20 protein-coding genes are annotated in these 24,337 nt (G+C 70.8%); 4 read left to right on the forward strand and 16 right to left on the reverse strand.

Annotated features, from left to right (window positions below; translation table 11 throughout):
* Positions 1 to 69: 69 nt before the first annotated feature.
* The 16 genes from ACZ60E_RS24630 to rsmH form a co-directional block, all read right to left on the reverse strand.
* Complete coding sequence (locus ACZ60E_RS24630) at positions 70 to 1,302, reverse strand: DivIVA domain-containing protein (RefSeq protein ID WP_384809300.1); 1,233 nt, start codon at positions 1,300 to 1,302, stop codon at positions 70 to 72.
* Between the two features lie 55 nt (positions 1,303 to 1,357).
* Positions 1,358 to 1,642: a YggT family protein gene (locus tag ACZ60E_RS24635; protein WP_107017493.1), complete on the reverse strand. Its 285-nt coding sequence runs from the start codon at positions 1,640 to 1,642 to the stop codon at positions 1,358 to 1,360.
* 50 nt (positions 1,643 to 1,692) lie between these two features.
* On the reverse strand, positions 1,693 to 2,334 hold the full coding sequence (locus ACZ60E_RS24640; protein ID WP_384809302.1) for a cell division protein SepF: 642 nt from the start codon (positions 2,332 to 2,334) through the stop codon (positions 1,693 to 1,695).
* A gap of 127 nt (positions 2,335 to 2,461) precedes the next feature.
* Positions 2,462 to 3,196, reverse strand: coding sequence for a YggS family pyridoxal phosphate-dependent enzyme (locus ACZ60E_RS24645; protein WP_469443117.1), 735 nt, complete (start codon positions 3,194 to 3,196; stop codon positions 2,462 to 2,464).
* Positions 3,197 to 3,202: 6 nt separating this feature from the next.
* Positions 3,203 to 3,940, reverse strand: coding sequence for a peptidoglycan editing factor PgeF (pgeF, locus tag ACZ60E_RS24650; protein ID WP_469443119.1), 738 nt, complete (start codon positions 3,938 to 3,940; stop codon positions 3,203 to 3,205).
* Positions 3,937 to 5,133 (reverse strand): cell division protein FtsZ, encoded by a 1,197-nt coding sequence (gene ftsZ / locus ACZ60E_RS24655; RefSeq protein ID WP_384809308.1) that lies wholly within the window; start codon positions 5,131 to 5,133, stop codon positions 3,937 to 3,939. Before ftsZ ends, pgeF begins: the two co-directional genes overlap by 4 nt.
* A gap of 274 nt (positions 5,134 to 5,407) precedes the next feature.
* Positions 5,408 to 6,211: a cell division protein FtsQ/DivIB gene (locus tag ACZ60E_RS24660; protein WP_469443120.1), complete on the reverse strand. Its 804-nt coding sequence runs from the start codon at positions 6,209 to 6,211 to the stop codon at positions 5,408 to 5,410.
* A gap of 23 nt (positions 6,212 to 6,234) precedes the next feature.
* A complete protein-coding gene (murG, locus tag ACZ60E_RS24665) occupies positions 6,235 to 7,323 on the reverse strand; it encodes an undecaprenyldiphospho-muramoylpentapeptide beta-N-acetylglucosaminyltransferase (protein WP_384809312.1) in 1,089 nt (362 codons plus the stop codon).
* A gap of 6 nt (positions 7,324 to 7,329) precedes the next feature.
* A complete protein-coding gene (ftsW, locus tag ACZ60E_RS24670; RefSeq protein WP_384809314.1) occupies positions 7,330 to 8,688 on the reverse strand; it encodes a putative lipid II flippase FtsW in 1,359 nt (452 codons plus the stop codon).
* A gap of 162 nt (positions 8,689 to 8,850) precedes the next feature.
* Positions 8,851 to 10,308, reverse strand: a complete 1,458-nt coding sequence (murD, locus tag ACZ60E_RS24675; protein WP_469443123.1) for a UDP-N-acetylmuramoyl-L-alanine--D-glutamate ligase — start codon at positions 10,306 to 10,308, stop codon at positions 8,851 to 8,853.
* Positions 10,290 to 11,360 carry a phospho-N-acetylmuramoyl-pentapeptide-transferase gene (mraY, locus tag ACZ60E_RS24680; RefSeq protein WP_384809417.1) on the reverse strand — a complete coding sequence of 357 codons (1,071 nt, stop codon included), beginning with the start codon at positions 11,358 to 11,360 and terminating at the stop codon, positions 10,290 to 10,292. Before mraY ends, murD begins: the two co-directional genes overlap by 19 nt.
* On the reverse strand, positions 11,360 to 12,772 hold the full coding sequence (locus ACZ60E_RS24685) for a UDP-N-acetylmuramoyl-tripeptide--D-alanyl-D-alanine ligase (protein ID WP_469443124.1): 1,413 nt from the start codon (positions 12,770 to 12,772) through the stop codon (positions 11,360 to 11,362). The genes mraY and ACZ60E_RS24685 overlap by 1 nt, the downstream gene beginning before the upstream one ends.
* 4 nt (positions 12,773 to 12,776) lie before the next feature.
* Positions 12,777 to 14,453: a UDP-N-acetylmuramoyl-L-alanyl-D-glutamate--2,6-diaminopimelate ligase gene (locus ACZ60E_RS24690; RefSeq protein WP_469443125.1), complete on the reverse strand. Its 1,677-nt coding sequence runs from the start codon at positions 14,451 to 14,453 to the stop codon at positions 12,777 to 12,779.
* Positions 14,454 to 14,540: 87 nt separating this feature from the next.
* Complete coding sequence (locus tag ACZ60E_RS24695) at positions 14,541 to 16,517, reverse strand: peptidoglycan D,D-transpeptidase FtsI family protein (RefSeq protein WP_469443167.1); 1,977 nt, start codon at positions 16,515 to 16,517, stop codon at positions 14,541 to 14,543.
* Positions 16,518 to 16,522: 5 nt separating this feature from the next.
* A complete protein-coding gene (ftsL, locus tag ACZ60E_RS24700; RefSeq protein ID WP_469443128.1) occupies positions 16,523 to 17,068 on the reverse strand; it encodes a cell division protein FtsL in 546 nt (181 codons plus the stop codon).
* A 96-nt stretch (positions 17,069 to 17,164) separates the two neighbouring features.
* Complete coding sequence (rsmH, locus tag ACZ60E_RS24705; RefSeq protein ID WP_453794094.1) at positions 17,165 to 18,121, reverse strand: 16S rRNA (cytosine(1402)-N(4))-methyltransferase RsmH; 957 nt, start codon at positions 18,119 to 18,121, stop codon at positions 17,165 to 17,167.
* 452 nt (positions 18,122 to 18,573) lie between these two features.
* On the opposite strand from rsmH, the gene ACZ60E_RS24710 reads away from it, so the two are divergent.
* The 4 genes from ACZ60E_RS24710 to ACZ60E_RS24725 all read left to right on the forward strand — a co-directional run bounded on the left by ACZ60E_RS24710 (position 18,574) and on the right by ACZ60E_RS24725 (position 24,211).
* Positions 18,574 to 19,122, forward strand: a complete 549-nt coding sequence (locus tag ACZ60E_RS24710) for a beta-class carbonic anhydrase (protein ID WP_384809326.1) — start codon at positions 18,574 to 18,576, stop codon at positions 19,120 to 19,122.
* Positions 19,123 to 19,326: 204 nt separating this feature from the next.
* Positions 19,327 to 20,364, forward strand: a complete 1,038-nt coding sequence (locus ACZ60E_RS24715; RefSeq protein WP_384809328.1) for an AAA family ATPase — start codon at positions 19,327 to 19,329, stop codon at positions 20,362 to 20,364.
* On the forward strand, positions 20,364 to 21,716 hold the full coding sequence (locus tag ACZ60E_RS24720) for a DUF58 domain-containing protein (protein WP_384809330.1): 1,353 nt from the start codon (positions 20,364 to 20,366) through the stop codon (positions 21,714 to 21,716). Before ACZ60E_RS24715 ends, ACZ60E_RS24720 begins: the two co-directional genes overlap by 1 nt.
* Positions 21,713 to 24,211: a transglutaminase TgpA family protein gene (locus tag ACZ60E_RS24725; RefSeq protein WP_469443131.1), complete on the forward strand. Its 2,499-nt coding sequence runs from the start codon at positions 21,713 to 21,715 to the stop codon at positions 24,209 to 24,211. Before ACZ60E_RS24720 ends, ACZ60E_RS24725 begins: the two co-directional genes overlap by 4 nt.
* Positions 24,212 to 24,337: the final 126 nt, after the last annotated feature.

Genomic DNA, 24,337 nt, shown 5'->3' on the forward strand with positions numbered 1-24,337 from the left:
GGCGGAGCCCCCGGAAAACCGGGGGCTCCGCCCTGAACGCTGCCGACGCCTAAGGCGTACGGGAGGCCGTCAGTTGTCGTCCTCGTCGATCAGAAAGCCACGCATCGGCGAAGGCGCCTGCTGCATGGGCGAAGGCCCCTGCGGCCGAACCGGCGCCATCGGCTGGGTCATGGCCGGCGACATCTGCTGCTGGCCGCCGTAGGACTGCGCACCGGGACCGGGGCCGCCCATCGGGTTGCCACCGTAGGACGGCGCGCTCGCCCCGGCCGGAGCCATGGACGGGCTCGGCGACGACGGAAGCGAGGCGGTCGCCGGCGTACGCGGCGGAGCCAGCGAGTCGTCGGCCTGGGTCTCCAGCTGACGCAGCTGCGACTCCAGGTAGGACTTCAGACGCGTACGGTACTCGCGCTCGAAGCCCCGCAGGTCCTCGACCTTGCGCTCCAGCGTGGCGCGGGCGGACTCCAGGGAGCCCATCGCGACGCGGTGCTTCTCCTGCGCGTCCCGCTCCAGGGCGTCGGCCTTGGCACGGGCGTCGCGCTCCAGACCCTCGGCACGGCTGCGGGCCTCGCCGACGATCTTGTTGGCCTCGGAACGGGCCTCGGCGATCGCCTGGTCGGCGGTCTGCTGGGCCAGCGAGAGCACACGGGCGGCGCTGTCGCCACCGGGGCCCTGACCGGGCTGCCCCATCTGCGGGCCGTGCCCGCCCATCGGACCACCCATGGGACCGCCCATCGGGCCGCCCATCTGCTGGGGCATCTGCTGCTGCATCTGTCCCTGCATGGGGCCGGGACCCTGTCCCATGCCGCCCTGGCCCATCGGACCCTGACCCATACCGCCCTGACCCATGCCGCCCTGGCCCATCGGACCCTGGCCCATCTGGCCCTGACCCATCTGGCCGGGACCCTGCTGGCCACCCTGGGCGCTGGGGCCCGCGGGAAGCTGCGGGGCACCGCTCGGCAGCTGCGGCGGGCCGCCCATGGGGCCGCCCATCTGCTGCGGCGGACCCGATATGCCGGCGGGCACGGGAGCGCCGGGACCGCCGCGCATGCCCTGTGGCGGGCCCTGCTGTTGCTGGGGATCCTGCTGTTCGGGAGGCTTGCGCATGCCCTGTTGCTGGTTCTGCGCGGCGGCGCGTGTGGCGGCGGCCAGCTTGGCGCGCAGGTCTTCGTTCTCGCGGAGCAGGCGGGTCAGTTCGGCTTCGACCTCATCGAGGAAGGCATCGACCTCGTCCTCGTCATAGCCTTCTCGGAGGCGGACGGTCGTGAACTGCTTGTTCCGCACGTCCTCGGGGGTCAACGGCATCTCTTCACCTCAACGTAGTCGTCGGCATCGTCGGCGTTCGGCAAGACCGTATCGTTCACAGCCGGCTCACAACGGAGATCAGGATGTAGACGATGATCATCAGTACGAAGAAGGACAGGTCGAGCGCCACGCCCCCGAGACGTAGCGGCGGAATGAACCGCCGCAGAAGCTTGAGCGGTGGATCAGTGACAGTGTAGGTCGCCTCAAGAACGACCACCATCGCCTTGCCGGGTTGCCATGAGCGGGCGAACTGGAACACGTAGTCCATGACCAACCGGAAGATCAGCACGATGAGGAAACACATCAGCACGACGTAGAGAACCTGCCCGACCACGCTCATGATTCCGTGCGTCCCTCTCCCCTGTTTCCCTGCTGTTCCGGTCCTGCGTCTCAGCTCTGGTTGAAGAACCCGCCCTCTGCGATGCGAGCCTTGTCCTCCGCCGTGACATCGACGTTAGCAGGCGACAACAGGAACACCTTCTGCGTCACCCGCTCGATGCTCCCGTGGAGGCCGAACACCAAACCGGCCGCAAAGTCGACAAGTCGCTTGGCGTCCGTGTCGTCCATCTCGGTCAGATTCATGATCACCGGGGTGCCCTCACGGAAGTGTTCCCCGATGGTACGGGCCTCGTTGTAGGTCCGGGGGTGCAGCGTGGTGATCCTGTACGGCTCTCGTTCCGACACGACCTTGGGCATGATCACCGGTGCGTTCTTCTCCAGGCTTTGACGTTCTTGTGTGATGGACGCCACGGGGGCGATGCGGGCCGGGCGGCCGGATTCCGCGCCCAGCGAAGCGGAATGGGGCACGGGCTCGCGCTGCACCGGTGGATGCACCACTCGTACCGGTTCGTCCCTTTGGGACTGGTGTGCCTGGTGCGACTGATGCGACGGCTCATGCCGTCGGCGGTCCCGCTCGGGCTCCGGGTCAAGCTCGGGCTCGAAGTCGTCATCGGGGTCGAAGCCCCTGCCGTCGTACCCATCGTCCTCCACGAGGCCGAGGTAGACCGCCATCTTGCGCATCGCGCCGGCCATGCTCTGAGTCCTCCGCTCTGTGGTGGATCGGCTGACTGTTGCCAAGTGCCCGCGATCCACGAGGTCGTCTGCCCGCCAGCGGCGGTAATGACCATATTTTCTGCTGTGGTCCGACTTCTTGGCGACGTTACCCGAGCCTGGGGCGGACGCCGAGTACCGCGGTGCCGACGCGTACATGTGTCGCTCCGGCCGTCACCGCGTGTTCGAGGTCCGCACTCATCCCTGCCGAGACCATGTTGGCAGCCGGATGAGCGCGGCGCAGGTCAGTCGACAAATCCATCAGGCGCTCGAACGCCGCCTGTTCACGCCCGGCGTACGGGCCGGTGAGCGGAGCGACGGTCATCAGTCCGTCGAGCCTCAGACCCGGCGCCCGGGCGACGAGTTCGCCCAACTCCTCGACGCCTTCGGCCGATACACCACCGCGCTCCCCCAGTCCACCCTTTCCCGCCGCGGACTGCTCCGCGTCGAGCGCAACCTGGATGAGGCAGCCCACCTCGCGCCCGGTCCGCACCGCTTCCTTGGACAGGGCGGTGACGAGCCTGGCCCGGTCGACCGACTGCACGACGTCGGCGTAACCGACCACGGAACGCACCTTGTTGGTCTGCAGCTGGCCCACGAAGTGCCAGGACAGGGGCAGCCCGGAACAGGCCGCGGCCTTGGGCGCGGCGTCCTGGTCCCGGTTCTCGGCGACGTGCCGCACACCGAGTTCCGACAGGATCCGCACATCGTCGGCGGGGTAGGTCTTGGTGACCACGATCAGGGTCACCTCTTCACGCTTGCGTCCGGCCGCCGCACAGGCGGCGGCGATACGCTCCTCCACGTCCGCCAGATTCCCGGCGAGTTCGCTCCTGCGGTCCGTCATTCCCGATCAGTCCAGCCACACATAGCCCGCGAGCCGGCCGGTGAGGCCGTCCCGCCGGTACGAGAAATGGTCGTCCGACTCGATCGTGCAGACCGGCGACTGCTCCCGGTCGCGCACCCCGAGCCGCTCCAGCTGCGCGTGCACCCCCGCGGTCACGTCGACCGCCGGAGTGCCCCACGTGGTCTCGGCGTACGCCGCGGGCTCGGCGGCCGCGACCTCGGCCCGCATCGCGTCCGGCACCTCGTAGCACCGGCCGCAGACCGCGGGGCCGGTGCGGGCGACGATCCGGGCCGGTTCGGCGCCGAGTTCCACCATGGCACCGACCGCGGCGGGTACGACCCCGGCGACCATGCCCGGCCGTCCCGCGTGGGCGGCGGCCACGACCCCGGCGACGGGGTCGGCAAGGAGCACGGGGGTGCAGTCCGCGGTGAGCACGGCGAGGGCGAGGCCCCGGCGGGCGGTGACGACGGCGTCGACCTCCGGCACCGGGCGCTCGCCCCAGGGCTCGTCGACGACGGCCACGTCGGGTCCGTGGACCTGGTTCATCCAGACGACCCGCGCGGGGTCGAGGCCGAGCGACTTGGCCGCCAGTTCACGGTTGGTCCCTACGGAACCGGGGTCGTCGCCGACCGCCCCGCCGAGATTGAGCTCTCCATACGGAACGGCGCTCACCCCGCCCCACCTGTCGGTGAAGGCGAAGTGCGCGCCGCTCACGGTGCTCACCGAGGAGCGCCGTCCTATCACTTGAGGAAGTCCGGCACGTCCAGCTCTTCCGCCGCGCTGTCGGAGTACGTCCGCGACGGCGGGACCGGCGGGGAGACGGGCGGCAGTTCGTTGCTCGCCGGCTCCGGAGCGGGCTCCGGCGCCTCCTTGGGCGTGACGCTGCCGAGCGAGCCGAAGGACGGGCGGCTGTCGCCCGCCCGCGCCGGCACGGGCTCGTCGCGCTTGGCGGAGGACGAGCCGAGCACGGTGTCCCGCTTGGACGGGGGCTGGCCGCCGTCGAAGCCGGCCGCGATGACGGTGACCCGTACCTCGTCGCCGAGCGCGTCGTCGATGACCGCGCCGAAGATGATGTTGGCCTCGGGGTGCGCGGCCTCGCTCACCAGCTGGGCGGCCTCGTTGATCTCGAACAGACCGAGGTCGGAGCCGCCGGAGATCGAGAGCAGTACGCCCCGGGCCCCGTCGATGGAGGCTTCGAGGAGCGGCGAGGAGATCGCCATCTCGGCAGCCGCCACCGCGCGGTCGTCGCCGCGGGCCGAGCCGATACCCATGAGGGCCGAACCGGCCTCGGACATCACGGACTTGACGTCGGCGAAGTCGAGGTTGATCAGACCGGGGGTGGTGATGAGGTCGGTGATGCCCTGGACACCGGAGAGCAGGACCTGGTCCGCCGACTTGAACGCGTCGAGGACCGAGACCTGGCGGTCCGAGATGGACAGCAGCCGGTCGTTGGGGATGACGATGAGGGTGTCGACCTCTTCGCGGAGTTCCGCGATGCCGTCCTCGGCCTGGTTTGCGCGGCGCCTGCCCTCGAAGGTGAAGGGGCGGGTGACCACGCCGATGGTGAGTGCGCCGAGCGAGCGGGCGATGTTGGCCACCACCGGCGCGCCGCCGGTGCCGGTGCCGCCACCCTCGCCGGCTGTCACGAAGACCATGTCGGCCCCCTTGAGGACCTCCTCGATCTCCTCGCGGTGATCCTCCGCGGCCTTGCGGCCGACGGCCGGATTGGCTCCGGCGCCTAGTCCGCGGGTGAGTTCGCGGCCGACGTCGAGCTTGACGTCGGCGTCGCTCATCAACAGCGCCTGGGCGTCCGTGTTGATGGCGATGAACTCGACACCCTTGAGACCGACCTCGATCATCCGGTTGATGGCATTGACACCACCGCCGCCGACACCGATGACTTTGATGACTGCGAGGTAGTTCTGCGGTGCTGCCACGTCGAAGGCCTCTCGCCTCGATTACGTGTCGTCGCCTCGCACGGTCGCGATCCGACGACTGATGCCGAATGGGACGGTCCGAACGCCGACCCGAACCCTAACGCTGAAGTTTAGGGTTACCAGTGTGCCTGTTCCCTGGACTCTTCCGAACAGGACACTAAGTCGACAAGTGGCGCACGTTCAACGAACACGCCGAACCTCCCGTTTTTCTTTTCACCCTATGTGATCAGCCATGTCGCTGCCCAACCAGGGTGCTGGCCTGCGCAGATGTGCGTCAACTCCCTGATGACGCAGGGGCGGTGGGAACACTCACGTCGAAGTGTCCCGCCCCTGGAGCGGCTTTCATGAGAGCAATGAGCGTATGCGCCTTGGCGCGGCCCTTCTCACCACTGCCCCAGTCGACGGTGCGGTCGCCGCTCAACTCCAGGGTGACGGAGTCGTACGAACGGACCTTGACGACCTGGGTGACACGGGCGACCGCGGCCGGAAGTGAACTGGCCACGAGCACCGCCTCGCGCACCAGCCGGTCGGTGCCGAAGCGGCGCAGGCCCGCCGAGTGGGACGCCGTCAATTCCAGTACGGGTACGCCCTGCGGGGCCCGCGGAACCGTGGCATATCGCACACCCTTGGCGTCCACTTCGACAAACTTTCCGCCCTTTTCGACAATCAGGACCGGCCTACGCTCAGTTACTTTCAGCCCGATTCCATGCGGCCAGGAACGGACGACGTCAACCGAGTCAATTCGGGGCAATTTCCGGAGCAGTGCCGCCTCGATCTCATCGGTGTCGACCGAAATCAACGGCGATCCGACCGGGACGTCGGCCGCCTCGACGACCTGTCCGGCCGTCAGGACCCGCGTCCCGGTGGCCGATACCCGCTCCACGCGCGTCCACTGGGAGCCGTAGAGGATCCAGACCCCGCCCGCGGCGAGCAGGGCCAGACAGACCATCACAACAATGAGCGTACGAGGCCTCGGCGGCCTCTTCAGCCTCTTGAGAAGGGGCGGCCGGGGCGGGCCGGAGGCAGGATCCTGTCGGTCCTGCCGTGCGCCACGTTCGGCGGTGGTCGGTCCGGCCACGCTCCCCTGCCTTCTGCCACGCGCTAGCGGCGTGACGCGATCGCCTCGTACACCATCCCGACGAGCAGGTCGTCGGCGTCCCTGCGGCCGAACTCGGAGGCCGCGCGGGACATCTCGAACAGCCGGTGCGGGTCGGCGAGCACGGGCAGGACGTTGCCCTGGATCCAATGCGGCGTCAGTTCCGCGTCGTCGACCAGCAGTCCGCCGCCGGCCTTGACCACCGGCTGGGCGTTCAGCCGCTGTTCGCCGTTGCCGATGGGCAGCGGGACGTAGACGGCGGGCAGCCCGACGGCGGAGAGTTCGGCGACGGTCATCGCACCCGCGCGGCAGAGCATCATGTCGGCCGCGGCGTACGCGAGGTCCATCCGGTCCACGTACGGTACCGGGATGTACGGGGGCATCCCGGGCATCTGGTGGACCTGCGGCAGTTCGTTCTTCGGGCCGACCGCGTGCAGGATCTGGATACCGGCCTGCTGGAGGTACGGGGCGGTCTGCTCGATCACCTGGTTGAGGCGGCGGGCGCCCTGCGAGCCGCCGGAGACCAGCAGCGTCGGCAGGGAGGGGTCGAGCCCGAACGCGGCGCGGGCCTCGGGGCGCACGGCGGCCCGGTCCAGCGTGGCGATGGAGCGGCGCAGCGGGATGCCGATGTAGCGGGCGTTGCGCAGTTTGCTGTCCGGGGTGGAGACGGCGACCTGGGCCGCGTACCGGGAACCGATCTTGTTGGCGAGTCCCGGCCTGGCGTTGGCCTCGTGGACGATGATCGGGACACCGAGGCGCTTGGCCGCGAGATAGCCGGGCAGGGCGACGTAGCCGCCGAAGCCGACGACCGCGTCCGCCTTGGTGCGTTCCAGGATCTGCTCGGCCGCCTTGATCGTGCCGCGCAGCCGTCCCGGGACGGTGATCAGCTCGGGGGTGGGCTTGCGCGGCAGCGGTACCGCGGGGATCAGCCCGAGTTCGTAGCCCCGTTCCGGTACCAGCCGGGTCTCAAGTCCGCGCTCCGTGCCCAGGGCCGTGATTCCCACGGTCGGGTCCTGCCTGCGCAGGGCGTCCGCGAGGGCGAGCGCGGGCTCGATGTGGCCGGCGGTCCCCCCACCGGCGAGTACGACATGCACCGAAATTCACCGCTCTCCGGACGAACGCGCCGAGGCACGCCGTCGCATCGTGTTCCACTTCCGAGGCCCCCGGACAGCGGAGCCTCTCACCGCAGCCCGCTTTCTGCCAAAGCGGGGTTGCCGCATCGCGAGTGCCGTCCGCGCAGCGGGATCCTCACGCGCGAAGGCGATCAGGAGCCCGATGGCGAACATGGTCGGCAACAGGGCGGAACCCCCGTAGGAGAACAGCGGGAGCGGGACTCCGGCGATCGGCAGCAGACCGAGCACCGCACCGATGTTGATCACGGCCTGAGCCGTGATCCAGGTGGTCACGCCACCCGCGGCGTACCTCACGAAGGGGTCCTCCGTGCGTCCGGCCACGCGGATACCCGCATAGCCTAGAGCCGCGAAGAGTGCGAGTACCGACAGAGTGCCCGCCAGACCGAGTTCCTCACCTGTGATGGCGAAGATGAAGTCGGTGTGGGCCTCGGGGAGTTGACCCCATTTCTCCACACTCGCCCCCAGGCCCGAGCCGAAGAGGCCGCCGGACGCGAGGGCGTAGATCCCGTGCACCGCCTGCCAGCAGGAATCGCCCGGACCCGGTTCGGTGGCGCCGAGGCAGGCGAGGCGTGCCATGCGGTTGGGGCTGGTCCTGATGAGGATGAAGCCGAGGGTCAGCGCGATGGCGAGGACGCCGCCGAAGAGCCGGGTGGGCGCTCCCGCGAGCCACAGCAGGCCGAAGAGGATCGCGGTGAGGATGATCGCCGTGCCCATGTCGCCGCCGAGCATGATCAGCCCGAGCAGCATGAAGGCCACCGGCACGAGCGGCACCAGCATGTGCTTCCACTGGGTCAGCAGCCGCTTCTCCTGCTTGCGGGCGAGCAGGTCGGCCCCCCACAGGACGAGGGCGAGCTTGCCGAACTCGCTGGGCTGGAGCTGGAAGGGGCCGCCGACCGAGATCCAGTTCTGGTTGCCGTTGACCGCGACTCCTATCCCCGGCACCTGGACGAGGATCATCAGGAAGACCGAGCCGAGCAGCATCGGGTACGCGAGCGCCCGGTGCAGCTTGGAGGGCATCCGGGAGGCGGCGAGCAGCAACAGGCCGCCGAGCACGGCCGCGAGGAACTGCTTGCGGAAGAAGTAGCTTCCCGGCAGCGACAGCTGGAGCGCGGTGATCTGGGAGGCGGAGTACACCATCACCAGGCCGAGCACGGTGATCAGCAGGCTGCCGCCGAGGATCAGGTAGTACGCGGTCAGCGGGCGGTCCCAGGCACGGCGTGCGCGGCCGTAGAGGCGCCCTACGGGGTTGTCTCGCGGCGGGCGGGGGGCCGGGGGCCGCCGGGGGGCCCGCTGGACGGGAGGACGCCCTGTACGGCTAGTGGGCACGACGGGCTCCTCTCGGGACGGGAGGGCGTGTGGGTGCGGGACCGCGGGCGGGGCCGCACGGCGCGGCGCCGGCGGCAGAGGGCTGTCGGTCCACCGACCACGATGGCGTCACGTGTCGCTCCCAAGGATCCCGGGCGCCCGGGCCGGCCCGGGGGCCTGCCGTCAGGCGCCCGCGGCGCCGAGTTCGCGGACCGCTTCCGCGAACATGTCACCGCGCTGGTTGTAGTTGGCGAACATGTCCATGGAAGCGCAGGCCGGTGCCAGGAGCACCGTGTCGCCGGCGCGGGCGAGTCGTGCCGCCTCCTGGACCGCCGCGGGCATCGCACCAGTGTCGGTCCGGTCGAGGTCGACCACCGGTACCTCGGGCGCGTGTCGCGCGAGGGCTTCACGGATGAGGGCCCGGTCCGCGCCGAACAGCACGACGCCCCGCAGCCGCTTCGCGGACCGGACGACGAGTTCTTCGAAGGTCGCGCCCTTGGCGAGGCCGCCCGCGATCCACACGATCGACTCGTACGCGGCCAACGAGGCTTGTGCGGCATGCGTGTTGGTGGCCTTGGAGTCGTCGACGTACGCGACGCCGTCCACGTCGGCCACGTGCTCGATGCGGTGGGCGTCGGGCCGGAAGGCCCTCAGGCCGTCCCTGACGGCCTTGGGGGGCACTCCGAAGGCGCGGGCCAGGGCCGCCGCCGCGAGGGCGTTGGCGATGTTGTGCGGGGCGGGCGGGTCGACGTCCGCGATCTCCGCGAGTTCCTGGGCCTGCTTGTGCCGGTCGTCGACGAAGGCGCGGTCGACCAGGATGCCGTCGACGACGCCGAGTTGGGAGGGTCCCGGGGTGCCGAGCGTGAAGCCGACGGCCCGGCAGCCCTCCTCGACGTCCGCCGCGCGCACCAGGTCCTCGGTGGCCTTGTCGGCCACGTTGTAGACACAGGCCACCTGATTGCCCTCGTAGACGCGGCCCTTGTCGGCGGCGTACGCCTCCATGGAGCCGTGCCAGTCGAGGTGGTCGGGTGCGAGGTTCAGGACGGCCGCGGAGTGGGCGCGCAGCGAGGGCGCCCAGTGCAGCTGATAGCTGGACAGTTCGACGGCGAGCACGTCGAGATCGGCGTACTCCTCGTCTGTGCCCAGCACCACGTCGACGATCGGCGTGCCGATGTTGCCCACCGCGGCCGTACGCAGGCCCGCGGCGGCCAGGATCGAGGCGAGCATCCGGGTCGTGGTGGTCTTGCCGTTGGTGCCGGTGACGGCCAGCCAGGGGGCGGCCTTGCGGCCGTCGTGGCCGCGCAGGCGCCAGGCGATCTCGACGTCGCCCACGACGTCCACGCCCGCCTGTTCGGCGGCCAGGAAGAGGGGGCTGCCGGGCTTCCAGCCGGGCGAGGTGACCACCAGGTCGGTGCCCTCGGGCAGCGTGTCGGCGTCCGCGAGGCGTACCGCGATGCCCTGCTGTTCGAGGGGGACGGCCCGCTCCCGGTGCGCCGGGGAGTCGCCGCCGTCGACGACCGTGACCGACGCGCCGAGGCCGGCCAGGGCGCGGGCGGCGCTGATGCCGCTCACGCCGAGACCGGCGACGGTGATGTTCATGCCCTGCCAGGCGGAAGCGGTGGTCACTTCTTGGCTGCCCATCCCGCGTAGAAGAGGCCGAGTCCGACGATGACGCACATGCCCTGGATGATCCAGAAGCGGACCACCACAAGGACTTCGGACCACCCCTTGAGTTCGAAGTGGTGCTGCAGCGGTGCCATCCGGAAGACGCGTTTGCCGGTCAGCTTGAAGGAGCCGACCTGGATGACCACCGACATGGTGATGAGGACGAAGAGGCCGCCGAGCAGAGCGACCAGGATCTCCGTGCGGGAGCAGATCGCGAGGCCGGCGAGCGCGCCGCCGAGCGCCAGGGAACCGGTGTCCCCCATGAAGATCTTGGCGGGCGAGGTGTTCCACCACAGGAAGCCGAAGCAGGAGCCCATGAGGGCGGCGGCGACGACCGCGAGGTCCAGTGGGTCTCGTACCTCGTAGCAGGCGCCCGGGTTGGTGAGGGTCTGCGCGTTGGCGCAGGACTCCTGGAACTGCCAGACGCCGATGAACGTGTAGGCGCCGAACACCATGGTCGCGGCGCCGGTGGCGAGGCCGTCCAGACCGTCCGTCAGGTTCACGCCGTTCGACATCGCGAGGATCATGAACAGCGCCCAGGCCACGAACAGCACCGGGCCGATGGACCAGCCGAAGTCCTGCACGAAGGAGAGTCTGGTGGAGGCCGGGGTGTTGTTGCGGTTGTCCGCGAACTGCAGGGCGAGGACCGCGAAGCCGATGCCGACGATCAGCTGGCCGGCCATCTTCGCCTTGGCCCGCAGGCCCAGCGAACGCCGCTTGACGATCTTGATGTAGTCGTCCAGGAAGCCGACCACGCCCATGCCCGTCATCAGGCCGAGCACCAGCAGTCCCGAGAAGGTCGGCGGCTTCCCCGTGATCACCTTGCTGAGGAAGTACGCCAGCAGGGTGGCCAGGATGAAGGCGATACCGCCCATGGTCGGCGTACCGCGCTTGGCGTGGTGCTCGCGCGGGCCGTCGTCACGGATGTACTGGCCGTAGCCCTTGCGGGCCAGCAGCTTGATCAGCAACGGAGTACCGATCAGGGTCAGGAAGAGACCGATGACTCCCGCGAACAGGATCTGATTCATCATCGGACGGCGACCTCACCCTCGGTGCCCTCGACGAGCGCCTGCGCGACCCGTTCGAGACCGACCGACCGGGACGCCTTCACGAGTACGACGTCTCCCGGGCGCAGCTGACTGCGCAACAGGTCGACCGCCGACTGTGCGTCGGACACGTGCACCGACTCCTCACCCCACGAACCCTCGTTATATGCGCCCAGTTGCAGCCAGGACGCTTCCCTGCCCCCGACCGCGACGAGCTTGCTGACGTTGAGCCGGACGGCGAGCCGTCCGACCGCGTCGTGCTCGGCGAGCGCCTCGTCCCCGAGCTCGGCCATCTGACCGAGCACCGCCCAGGTCCGCCGCCCCTTGCCCATGGCCGCGAGCGCCCGCAGGGCGGCTCGCATGGACTCGGGGTTCGCGTTGTAGGCGTCGTTGACGATAGTCACGCCGTCCGGGCGCTCGGTGACCTCCATCCGCCAACGGGAGAGGGAGCCCGCCTCGGAGAGCGCGGTGGCGATCTCGTCTGCGGACATGCCCAGCTCATGGGCGACGGCGGCGGCGGCGAGCGCGTTCGACACGTGGTGCTCACCGTACAGGCGCATGGTCACTTCGCTGCACCCGGTGGGTGTGTGAAGGCTGAACGAGGGCTGTCCGTTCCCGGTGAGCCGCACGTTCTCGGCCCGTACGTCCGCTTCGCCGGACTCTCCGAAGAGGAGCACGCGTGCTTTCGTACGCGAGGCCATGGCCCGTACGAGGGGGTCGTCGGCGTTCAGGACGGCGACGCCGCCCTCTTCGGCGGGGGGCAGGCTCTCCACCAACTCGCCCTTGGCCTGTGCGATCTGCTCGCGGCCGCCGAACTCGCCGATGTGGGCGGTGCCGACGTTGAGGACGAGGCCGATCTTCGGGGGCGTCAGATCCGCGAGGTAGCGGATGTGGCCGATCCCGCGGGCGCCCATCTCCAGGACGAGGAAACGTGTTTCCCCGGTGGCGCTGAGCGCGGTGAGCGGCAGTCCGATCTCGTTGTTGAGCGAGCCGGGCGTGAAGACCGTCGGCGCCTTGGTCCGCAGCACCTGGGCGATCAGGTCCTTGGTGCTGGTCTTGCCCGCGGAGCCGGTGAGCGCGACCAGCGTCGCGCCGAGCCGCTCCACGACGTGGCGGGCGAGGGCGCCCAGCGCCCGCTGGACGTCGTCCACGACGATGGCGGGCACCCCGACGGGCCGGGTGGCCAGGACGGCCGCGGCGCCCGCCTCGACGACGGCGGCGGCGAAGTCGTGGCCGTCCACGTGCTCGCCCGCGAAGGCGACGAAGAGACTGCCTGGCCCGGCTTCCCGGGAGTCCCTGACGACCTGTCCGGTGACCTGGACCGACGTATCCGGTATGTCGTGGGTCTGCCCGCCGACGACTGAGGCGATCTCGGCGAGAGAGAGGGCGATCACAAGTTCATCCCTGGGTCTTCTGGATAGCTGCGCGGAGCACCTGGCGGTCGTCGAAGGGACGGATCACCCCGGCGATGTCCTGGCCCTGTTCATGGCCCTTGCCCGCGATCAGCACGGTGTCGCCCGGCTGTGCGCGGGCGACGGCCGCGGCGATCGCGGCGGCCCGGTCCTCGAAGACCTGGACCTCTCCGCGCTCGTGCGCCGGCACCTCCGCGGCGCCCGCGAGCATCGTGGCGAGGATGGCGAGGGGGTCCTCGCCGCGGGGGTTGTCCGAGGTCAGTGTGGCGGTGTCGGAGAGCCGGACCGCGGCGGCGCCCATCGGCATCCGCTTGGTCTTGTCCCGGTCGCCGCCGCAGCCGAGGACGATGTGCAGTCTGCCCTCGGTGACCTTGCGCAGGGCCTTCAGGACGGATTCGACGGCGTCCGTCTTGTGCGCGTAGTCGACGACCGCGAGGTACGGCTGTCCGGCGTCCACGCGCTCCAGGCGGCCGGGCACGCCCGGTACGGCGGCGATGCCGTCGGCGGCGGTCTGCGGGTCGATCCCGGCGGTGGCGAGGGCGACGATCGCGGCGAGCGTGTTGGCCACGTTGAAGGTGCCCGCGAGCGGCGACCTGGCGGTGATCCGCTCGCCCTTGGGGCCGATCGCGACGAAGACCGAGTCCATCGGGCCGACCCGGACGTCCTCGGCGCGCCAGTCGGCGTCGGGGTGCCCTTCCGCGGAGAACGTCACCACGGGGACGCCGGCCTCCTTGACGAGCCTGCGGCCGTATTCGTCGTCGAGGTTGACCACGCCGAGCCTGCTGCGCTCCGGCGTGAACAGCTGCGCCTTGGCCTGGAAGTAGTCCTCCATGCCCGAGTGGAACTCCATGTGTTCCGGGCTGAGGTTGTTGAAGACCGCGATGTCGAAGACGCAGCCGTCGACCCGGCCGAGGACCAGGGCGTGGCTGGAGACCTCCATGACGACCGCCTCGACGCCGCGTTCGCGCATGACCGCGAACAGCGCCTGGAGGTCGGTGGCCTCGGGGGTGGTGCGCTCCGACTTGATGCGCTCGTCACCGATGCGCATCTCGACGGTGCCGATCAGCCCGGTGCTGCGGACGCCCTTGAGACCGCCCTCGACGAGGTACGCCGTGGTGGTCTTGCCGGACGTGCCGGTGATGCCGATCTGCAGCAGGTCGCGGCCGGGGTGGCCGTAGATGGAGGCGGCCAGCTCGCCCATCGAGCCGCGCGGGTCGTCCACGACGAGGACCGGCAGGCCGGTGGCGCGGGCCCGGTCGGCTCCCGTCGGGTCGGTCAGCACGGCGACGGCGCCGAGGCCGGCGGCCTGTGTCACGAAGTCGGCGCCGTGCATCCGGGCGCCGGGCAGCGCGGCGTAGACGTCGCCCGGGCGGACGGCGCGGGAGTCATGGGTGATGCCCGTGACCCCGGCGTCGGCCGCGGCGCTCTCTGGGTGGTCCGCACCCAGCTGACCGGTGAGCTCCGCGAGGGGTGTGGCGGGGTTCTGAACCGGTCGCGGCGGCCCCGGATATGTCACAGGGACGCCCTTCTGGGTGGTTTGGGACTGATCAGCGTGTGGCACGGCGGTGAGCGTACCGGGCACACCCCCGCCGGAGCGAAGCGAGGTGCGTGGCGGAACGGGCGGCGGGCCGTCGTTGCCTGGGTCGGGAGTGATCGTTGTCACGAGCTTGTTCCTGGTCGGTGTTCCGGGCGGTGCACGGGGTGTTCCGGGCGGTGCCGAGGGGGGCCGGCGAAGGCGTGCCGGCGTCGGTCAGGGCGTGAAGGTGACGGGAAGTCTGTCGGCGCTGTCCCCGGTGGGCGGTACCTGGAGGGTCTTCAGTGCGAATTCCAGGACCTCCTTGTAGACGGGTCCGCAGATCTGGCCGCCGAAGTAGCTGCCCTTGGTGGCGTTCTGGATGGCGCAGTACACGGTGACGCGGGGGTTGTCGGCGGGTGCGAAGCCCGCGAAGGACGAGGTGTAACCGCGGTAGCGGCCGGTGGCCGGATCCACACGGTTGGCCGTGCCGGTCTTGCCCGCCACGCGGTAACCGGGGATACGCGCCTTGGCGCCGGTGCCCTCCTCGTCGTCCACGACGGACTCCAGCATGTGCGCCAGGGTCTTCGCGGTCTTCTCGCTGACGACTCGTGTCTTCTTGGCCTCGGCGGCCGGGGTGAACTGCCCGTCGGCGCCCTTCGTGCCGCGGACGAGTGTCGGCTCCACGCGTACGCCGCCGTTGGCGATCGTCGAGTAGACCGAGGCCGCCTGCATCGCGTTGACGGACACGCCCTGGCCGAAAGGAATCGTGTACTGCTGGGAGGTCGACCACTGGTCGGCGGGGGCGAGGATGCCCTTCGTCTCGCCGGGGAAGTCCAGACCGGTGTATCCGCCGATGCCGAACTTGCGCAGGTACGAGTAGAGGACCTTGTTGGCCGCCTCCTGGGTCTTGCCGAGCTGTCCGGTGGCCAGGATGGTGCCGATGTTGCTGGACTTGGCGAGGACGCCGTTGAGCGTCAGGTACCAGGTCGGGTGGTCGATGTCGTCCTTGAAGAGCCGGTCGCCGCGGTGCAGCCGGTTGGGCACGGTGACATGCGTGGCGGGGGTCGCGGCGCCCTCCTCCAGGACGGCGGCCATCGACATCACCTTGGCGGTGGAGCCGGGCTCGTACGCGTCCTCCAGGCCCCAGTTGTGCAGGGCTCCCCCGTCGGCCCTGGACAGGTCGTTCGGGTCGAAGCCGGGCGAGTTCGCCATCGCGAGGATCTCGCCGGTCCTGTTGTCCTGCACTATGACGTACCCGCGGTCCGCCTTGGACTTCTCGACCTGCTCGGCGATGGCGTGCTGCGCGGCCCACTGGATGTCGCGGTCGATCGTCAGCTCCACCTCGGAACCGGCCACCGCGGGCTTCTCGGTGGAACCGGCGGTCGGTACCTGCCGTCCGCCGGACTGGGCGTAGCGGATCTCGCCGTCCTTGCCGGACAGGTCTCCGTTGAGCTGCTGCTCGATACCGCCGCCGCCCTTGCCGTCGGCGTTGACCCAGCCCAGTATCCCGGCGCCGAGTTCGCCGTTCGGGTAGACCCGCTTGCTGCTGGGTTCCTGGAGGACGCCCGCCAGGATGTTCGCGGGACCGCCTTCGCCGGCCTTCTCGGCGAGGGTGCTCTTCAGGTCCTTGATCTGCGTCCAGACCTGGGGGGTCTGACGGCGGGCGAGCACTACGTAGCGGGTCTTCTCCGTCCGGAGCTTGCCGGCGAGTTCGTCGGTGTCCTTGCCGAGGATCGGGCCGAGCAGGGCGGCGGCCTGCTCGGGGGCGTCACCGGTCTTCGTCGCCTTCCTGGTGAAGAGCGTGGGGTCGGCGGTGATGTCGTTGGCGTCCACGCTGATCGCCAGGTCGACGCCGTTGCGGTCGGTGATCCCGCCGCGCGCGGCGGCCAGGGTGCGGCTGAGGTACCGGTTCTTCTCGGCCTTGGCGGTGTACTCGCTCGCGTCGACCGCCTGCACCTGGAGGAGCCGTACGACGAAGGCGATCAGTACGAGGGCCAGGGCGAGGCTGACCAGGCGCAGCCGCGGCCGGGGGCTGCCCAGCCGGATGACGCGCGGCGTCTTCGTGCGGGGCGGCGCGGGGCGGCGGACGGGCCGGGCGCCGGGGCCGGGGCGGCGCTGGCTGCCGGGTTTGGCGGGGCGGGCGGACCCGCCGGGTTTCGAGGACCGGGCGGGCGCGGGCACCCTGCGGCGCGGGGGTTCCCTGTCGGACACTTCCGTCACCTGCCGGGAATCGTAGAGGTCGGCGTGGGCTGCGCGGCGCTCTCCGTGGCCGGCTCCGGCGCCCCGGTGGGTGCCGGGGTCCCGGTGGCCGTCGGGGTGGGCTCCGGGGACGTCGCGGCCGGTTCCGGGTCGAGCGCCTCGGGCGGCCGGATCACGGGCACGCGCACGGACGACTGCTCGGCGGCCGCGCTGGGGACACCGCGGACGGTGCCGTCGGGGTTGAGGAAGGCCGGGTCGCCGCCGGGCACCATGCCGAGTTCACGGGCGCGGCGCTGAAGGGCGTCGGGGGCGGAGTAGGCGTCCACGTCCCGCTGGAGCGCCTGTTCCTCGTCGGTGAGGCTCTTGGTGTCCTTCTGGAGGTCGTCGAGCTGGAACGATCCCTCGCTGAGGGCGGAGTTCAGCACCAGGAGCCCGATGAGACCGCCGCCGAGCAGCAGCACGACCAGGAGGACGAAGGGGGTACGGGCGGCCTGTCCGGAGCCGGTCGGGAAGAGCCGCGCGAGCCGGGCCGCTCTCCCCCTCAGTTCGGGTTTCTTATTCACTCACCCTCCAGGTGAGTTCGGGTTCCTGGCCGGTGGGTCCGGATTTCCGGCCCCAGTGCCCGGTGAGTTCGGTCGTCCAACTCACGCACCCTTCCGTCACTCGGCGTCCTCCCTGATGCGCTGCGCCCCGCGCAGCCGCGCGGGAGCGGCCCGCCGGTTCTCCGCGACCTCTTCCTCGGTGGGGAGTTCGGCACCGCGCGTGAGGAGCTTGAGCCGGGGCTGGTAGCGCTCGGGGACGACCGGCAGTCCGGGCGGCGCGGTGTTGGCGGCGCCCGCCGCGAGCACCTGCTTCACCAGCCGGTCCTCCAGGGAGTGGTACGACAGCACGGCGATCCTGCCGCCGACGGCGAGGGCCTTCACGGCGGCGGGGATCGCCCTCTCCAGGACGGTGAGTTCGCCGTTGACCTCGATGCGCAGCGCCTGGAAGGTGCGCTTGGCGGGGTTGCCGCCGGTGCGCTTGGCCGCCTGCGGCAGGGAGTCGCGGATCAGCTCGACGAGCCGCGCGCTGTTGGTGAACGGCTCCTTGTCGCGCTCGCGGACGACCGCGGACACGATCCGCTTGGCCTGCTTCTCCTCGCCGTACGCCCGCAGGATCCGTACGAGTTCGCCGGGCGCGTAGGTGTTGAGCACCTCGGCCGCGCCGATGCCGGTCGTCTGGTCCATGCGCATGTCGAGCGGCGCGTCCTGGGCGTAGGCGAAGCCGCGGTCCGCCTCGTCGAGCTGCATGGAGGAGACGCCCAGGTCGAAGAGGACGCCCTGGACGCTCGTGAGGCCCAGGCGGTCGAGCACGTCGGGGAGTTCGTCGTAGACCGCGTGCACCAGCTCGGCCCGGTCGCCGAAGGGCGCGAGCCGTTCCCCGGAGAGGCGCAGTGCCTCCTTGTCGCGGTCGAGGGCGACCAGACGGGCCTCGGGGAAGCGGGCGAGCAGGGCCTCGCTGTGGCCGCCGAGGCCGAGGGTGCAGTCGACGACGACGGCTCCCGGTGCCTCCAGTGCGGGGGCCAGCATGTCCAGACACCGCTGGAGCATCACCGGGACATGTCGACTCTGGCTCAAGGGGCCCTCTCAGGTCCGCGCGGCCGGTACGCACCGCCGGGTCCCCGCCCGCCCGTGGTCGTCACGGGAGACACCCCTCGGCTTGCCGAAGGGAAGGCCTGCCGGCGCCGGAAGCGTCAGCCGACCGGGAGCGGGAGGAGGCCGAGCCGTACGTACGCGCCGCGCACGCGAGGAGATCCCGGCATGTCGCCGGGCCTCCGGGGTTTAGCAGTCCAGCAGGGAGGACAGCTCGCCTCCCGCTTCGCGTCACTTTAGTCCACGGTGTCTCGCGGTCAATGAACCGGCCTGCGCGTCGCGACTCTCCCCCGCGATCAAGCGAAAACCCGGTGTTTTCCACCCGAACGGGTGCACTCGGTCCACCCTTGTGGGTTACCTCACAACAACGCTCATTGATGTTCTTTGTCCCCTCTCACAGCGGGCCCGAACAGCACGTGCCCCTTACCGTCATAGGTATGACGACTTCCGCATCCGTTCCCACCGAGCCCGAGGCCGCCACGTCCCGCCCCGGCACCGTCACGGACCGCCTCGTCGACGCCAACGAGCGGTACGCCGCCGCGTTCACCGACCCGGGCATGGACGCCCGGCCGGTCCTGCGCGTCGCGGTCGTGGCCTGCATGGACGCCCGTCTCGACCTGCACGACGCGCTCGGCCTCGAGCTCGGCGACTGTCACACCATCCGCAACGCGGGCGGCGTCGTCACCGACGACGTGATCCGCTCGCTCACCATCAGCCAGCGCGCGCTCGGCACCCGCAGCGTCGTACTCATCCATCACACCGGCTGCGGCCTGGAGTCCCTCACCGAGGAGTTCCGCCACGACCTGGAGATGGAGGTCGGCCAGCGCCCGGCATGGGCGGTCGAGGCGTTCCGCGACGTCGAACAGGACGTCCGGCAGTCCATGCAGCGCGTGCGGACCTCCCCGTTCCTTCTGCACTCCGACGACGTACGTGGTTTCGTGTTCGACGTGAAGACGGGCCTCCTGAGTGAGATAGACCCCACCTGACGCCAGTTGGACCCGGCCATAAAGCGCAAGACCCGACATATCACGGCCAGTTATCCACAGGCGGATGACACGAACCGGTAACGGCAACAAGAATGCGTGTGTGGCGTCGCGCGGAACTTTTCAAGCGTGGCGTCCGTGTTCGGGGTGGGCCGGTTCGCATCACAGCGTGTCGGCCCGGAGAAAGAACGGGCCGAGGAGGGCCGGGTGACGACCTATGACGATCGAGCGAGCCTCACAGATCTGACCGCCACTGTGGAGAGAGTCCGCAGTTCGGTGGAGGAAGTGATCGAGGGCAAGCCTGAGGTCGTACGGCTTTCGCTGACCGTGCTGCTCGCCGAGGGACATCTGCTCATCGAGGATGTCCCCGGCGTCGGCAAGACCATGCTGGCCAAGGCACTGGCGCGGTCCATCGACTGCTCGGTGCGACGTATTCAGTTCACGCCCGACCTGCTGCCCTCGGACATCACAGGGGTGTCCATCTGGGACCAGCAGAACAGGGAGTTCGAGTTCAAACCGGGGGCGATCTTCGCGCAGATCGTGATCGGCGACGAGATCAACCGCGCGTCGCCCAAGACCCAGTCGGCGCTCCTGGAGTCCATGGAGGAGCGCCAGGTCACCATCGACGGGCACACCTACGAGCTGCCCAGCCCCTTCATGGTGGTGGCCACGCAGAACCCGGTCGAGATGGAGGGCACCTATCCCCTGCCGGAGGCGCAGCGGGACCGTTTCATGGCCCGGGTCTCCATCGGCTATCCCAGCGCGGAGGCCGAGCTGCAGATGCTCGACATCCACGGCGGGGCCTCCCCGCTGGACGACCTGCAGCCGGTGGCGCACGCGCACGAGATCCTGAAGCTCATCGACGCGGTCCGCACGGTCCACGTCGCCGACCCGGTCCGCCGGTACGCGGTCGACCTGGTCGGTGCCACGCGCAGCCACCCGGATCTGAGACTCGGCGCCTCGCCGCGCGCAACGCTGCATCTGCTGCGCGCCGCGAAGGCTTCCGCCGCTCTCAGCGGCCGGGACTACGCACTGCCGGACGACGTGCAGGCGCTGGCCGTGGCGGTCCTGGCACACCGGCTGCTGCCCACCGCCCAGGCGCAGTTGAACCGTCGTACGGCCGAGCAGGTCGTCCTGGAGATCCTCCAGCGCACGGCCGTGCCCTCGGCGCCCCAGGCGCCGGGCGGCCCGGCGATGGGCCGGGGCACGTCCGCCTTCGGCCAGCAGCCGCCCCGGAGGCTGTGATGACCGGCGGGGGGATGCCCGCGGCGTCGGCCGAGGAGGACCAGGGCGGGATGCGCACGGCTCTCGCCGGGCTCACCACGCGCGGGCGGTCGTTCCTGGCCGCCGGCATCGCGGCCGCCATCTGTGCGTACGTCCTGGGGCAGAGCGATCTGCTCCGGGTCGGACTCCTGCTCGCCGTCCTGCCGCTGATCTGCACGGCCGTGCTGTACCGCACGCGCTACCGGGTCGCCGGCAGCCGCCGGCTCTCCCCCGCGCGGGTGCCGGCCGGCTCGGAGGCACGTGTCCATCTGCGGATGGACAACGTCTCGCGGCTGCCCACCGGTCTGCTGATGCTCCAGGACCGGGTGCCGTACGTGCTGGGGCCGCGGCCCCGGTTCGTACTGGACCGGGTCGAGGCGGTCGGCCGGCGCGAGGTGTCGTACCGCGTGCGTTCGGACCTGCGCGGGCGCTACCCGCTGGGCCCGTTGCAGCTGCGGCTCAGCGACCCCTTCGGCATGTGCGAGCTGACCCGCTCCTTCTCGACGTACGACACCCTCACCGTCGTCCCGCGCGTGGAGCCCCTGCCGCCGGTCCGGCTGACCGGCGAGGCGAAGGGGTACGGCGACGGGCGGCAGCGCTCGCTCGCGCTGGCGGGCGAGGACGACGTGATCCCGCGCGGGTACCGCTACGGCGACGACCTGCGCAGGGTCCACTGGCGGCTGACCGCGCGGTACGGCGAGCTGATGGTGCGCCGCGAGGAGCAGCCGCAGCGGTCCCGCTGCACGGTGCTCCTCGACACCCGGGGCATCGCCTTCGACGGGGCGGGCCCCGACTCGGCCTTCGAATGGGCCGTCTCGGGCACCGCGTCGACGCTGGTGCACATGCTCGAACGGGGCTTTTCCGTACGTCTCCTGACCGACACCGGCACCTCGGTGCCCGGCGAGGGCGCCGACGGGTTCGCCGGGGCCAGCCAGGAGTCGGCGGACGCGGCCGGGCTGATGATGGACACCCTCGCGGTGATCGACCACTCCGACGGTACGGGCCTGTCCCGGGCGTACGAAGTGCTGCGTGGTGGCAACGAAGGACTTCTGGTGGCCTTCCTCGGCGACCTGGACGAGGAACAGGCGTCGGTGCTCGCCAAGATGCGCCAGCGCAGCGGCGGGGCGATCGCCTTCCTGCTGGACAGCGGGGCATGGGTGCGGGGCGCCCCCGACGAACAGGGCGAGGAGCGGCTTCGGATGCTGCGTGAGGCGGGCTGGACCGCTGTGGCCGTCCCACCGGGCGTCGGCCTGGCCGACCTGTGGCGGGAGGCGGACCGACAGCGCAACGGGGTCGCGTCCACGGGCAGCACGGCAGGAGGCGGTGGCTCATGAGCGGGCGCGCGCGACTGGCGCTGTGCGCCGCGGCGGCGACCCTGATGGCGTCCTGCGCCCTGCTGCCGCTGGTCGATCCGGCGTCCTGGTTCCTCCAGGCGGCGTTCCTGGTCGCGGTGCAGACCGGGGTGGGCGCGGCGGCCCGGCGGGTACCGCTCGCACGGCCGCTGACGATCGCGGTGCAGGCGCTGGTGACCCTGATGCTGCTGACGCTGTCGTTCGCCCGGGAGCACGCCGTCGCCGGGCTGCTGCCCGGCCCCGACGTCTTCCGTTACTTCGGTGAACTGCTGCAGGCGGGCGCGGACGACGTCAGCAGGTACTCGATCCCGGCTCCGCTCTCCGACGGCATCCGTCTGATGATGGTCGGCGGGGTCGTGGTGATCGGACTCGCGGTGGACGCGCTCGCGGTGACGTTCCGCAGCGCCGCCCCCGCCGGACTGCCGCTGCTCGCGCTGTACTCCGTCGCCGCGGGCCTCGCGGACGGCGGCGCCGGATGGATCTGGTTCCTGCTGGCGGCCACCGGCTATCTGGTGCTGCTGCTCGCCGAGGGGCGTGACCGGCTCTCGCAGTGGGGGCGCGTCTTCGGCGGCGGGCCCCGCACACCGGGCGGAGATCCCTCGGGCGGCGCGACCGCGCCCGTCCGGACGGGACGGCGCATCGGCGCCGTCGCGCTCGGTGTCGCACTGGTCGTTCCGCTCGCCCTGCCCGCGCTCGACGGCGGACTGCTGGACGCCGCCCGTACGGGCGTCGCCGCGGGTTCCGGCGGGGGCAACACGATCTCCGCGGTGAACCCGCTGGTCTCGCTCAGCGACAGCCTGAACGTGGACGAGGACCGTGAGGTCATGTCCTACCGCACCAACTCCGAGGAGACGCAGAACCTCTATCTGCGCATAGTCTCGCTCGACGAGTTCGACGGCACGGCGTGGAAGCCGGCCAAGCGGCACGTCGAGGACGTGCCGGGGTCGTTCCCGACGCCGCCCGGTCTCAGTGACGACGTCCAGCGCACCGAGGTGCAGACGAGGATCTCGGCGGCCGACTGGTACGCGCAGGACTGGCTTCCGCTGCCCTACCCGGCCAGCCAGATCGACATCAACGGCAAGTGGCGGTTCGAGCCCGTGGGCCGCACGCTCGTCGGCGACCACGGCCAGACGACCCGCGGCCAGGAGTACACGGTCAAGAGCCTGATCGTGCAGCCGACCGCGGATCAGCTCGCGAACGCGCCCGAGGCGCCGGAGGTCCTGAAGCGCGAGTTCACCAAGGTGCCGAACTCGCTGCCGCCGGTGGTGGCCGCGACGGCACGGGAGATCACGGCGGACTCGTCCAACGACTACGAGCGCGCGGTGAAGCTGCAGGACTGGTTCGCCCTGGAGGGCGGCTTCACGTACGACACGGAGGTGAAGGTCGGCAGCGGGTCGCAGGCGATAGCCCGCTTCCTCAGGGACAAGGAGGGCTTCTGCGTCCACTTCTCCTTCGCGATGGCCTCCATGGCCCGCACGCTGGGCATTCCGGCGCGGGTCGCGGTGGGCTTCACGCCCGGTTCGCCCAAGTCGGACGGCACGATGTCGGTGGGGCTGCGGGACGCGCACGCCTGGCCCGAGCTGTACTTCGAGGGCGTGGGCTGGACCCGCTTCGAGCCGACACCGAACCGGGGCTCGGTCCCCGAGTACACCCGCACGGACACGCCCGGCGCGACGGTCCCCGACCCGGACGCGCCCTCGCGTTCCTCGTCCACGGCGCCCTCCACCGCTCCTTCGGGCAGCGAGGAGTGCACGGCGGCCGAGAAGAAGCTGGAGCAGCCCTGCGCCAGCGACTCCCCACAGGCGGCGTTCGGCGCGACGAACGACGATCCGCCGTGGTGGCTGTCCCTGCTCCTCTGGCTCGCGGGCGGACTCGCCGTGGGCACGCTGCCGCTGCTGCCGATGCTGTGGCGGATGCGGACCCGGTCGGTGCGGCTCGGTTCGCACAACTGGATCACGACGGACACCGGGGGCTCCGGGTCTGCGGCCGGGCAGGACGCCGGTGGCGACGGAGTACGGGACGTCCGGCTCGAATCGCACGGCCGGGGCGACGCCCGTACCGCGGCCGTCGCGCTGGAGGCCTGGCGGGAGGTCAGTGACACGGCGTGGGACTTCGGTATCCCGCCCGACGAGTCGCAGACACCGCGCAAGGCGGCGGCGCGGATCGTCCGCGTCGGGCAGCTGGAGCCGGAGGCCGCGGCCTCCGTCCACCGGATCGCCGACGCGGTGGAGCAGGTGCTGTACGCGCCGAGCCCCCGGCCGGCCCCGGGACTGGGCGCCGACGTCCGCCGGATGACCCAGGGCCTGCGGGCCACCGCCAGCCGGGGCACGCGCCTGCGCGCACTGCTCGCACCGCGCTCGGCCGTCCGGGTGGTGTGGGCGGCCTCCGAGAGGTGGCACGCGCTGAAGTACCGTGTGGCGACCCGCTGGACGGCCCTGATCCGACGGCCGTCGGGACAGGGCAGCAGCGGAGGCTGACCGGCTGCCGCCGAGGCAGCGAAGAGGGGGTGCCGACCCGGACCGCGGGTCGGCACCCCCTCTTCGTCGTACGGCTCCACGCTGGGCGGGCTTGGCACTGGGCCGACTTTGAATCGCCGCCACGCA

This window comes from Streptomyces sp. NPDC102514, assembly GCF_055584525.1.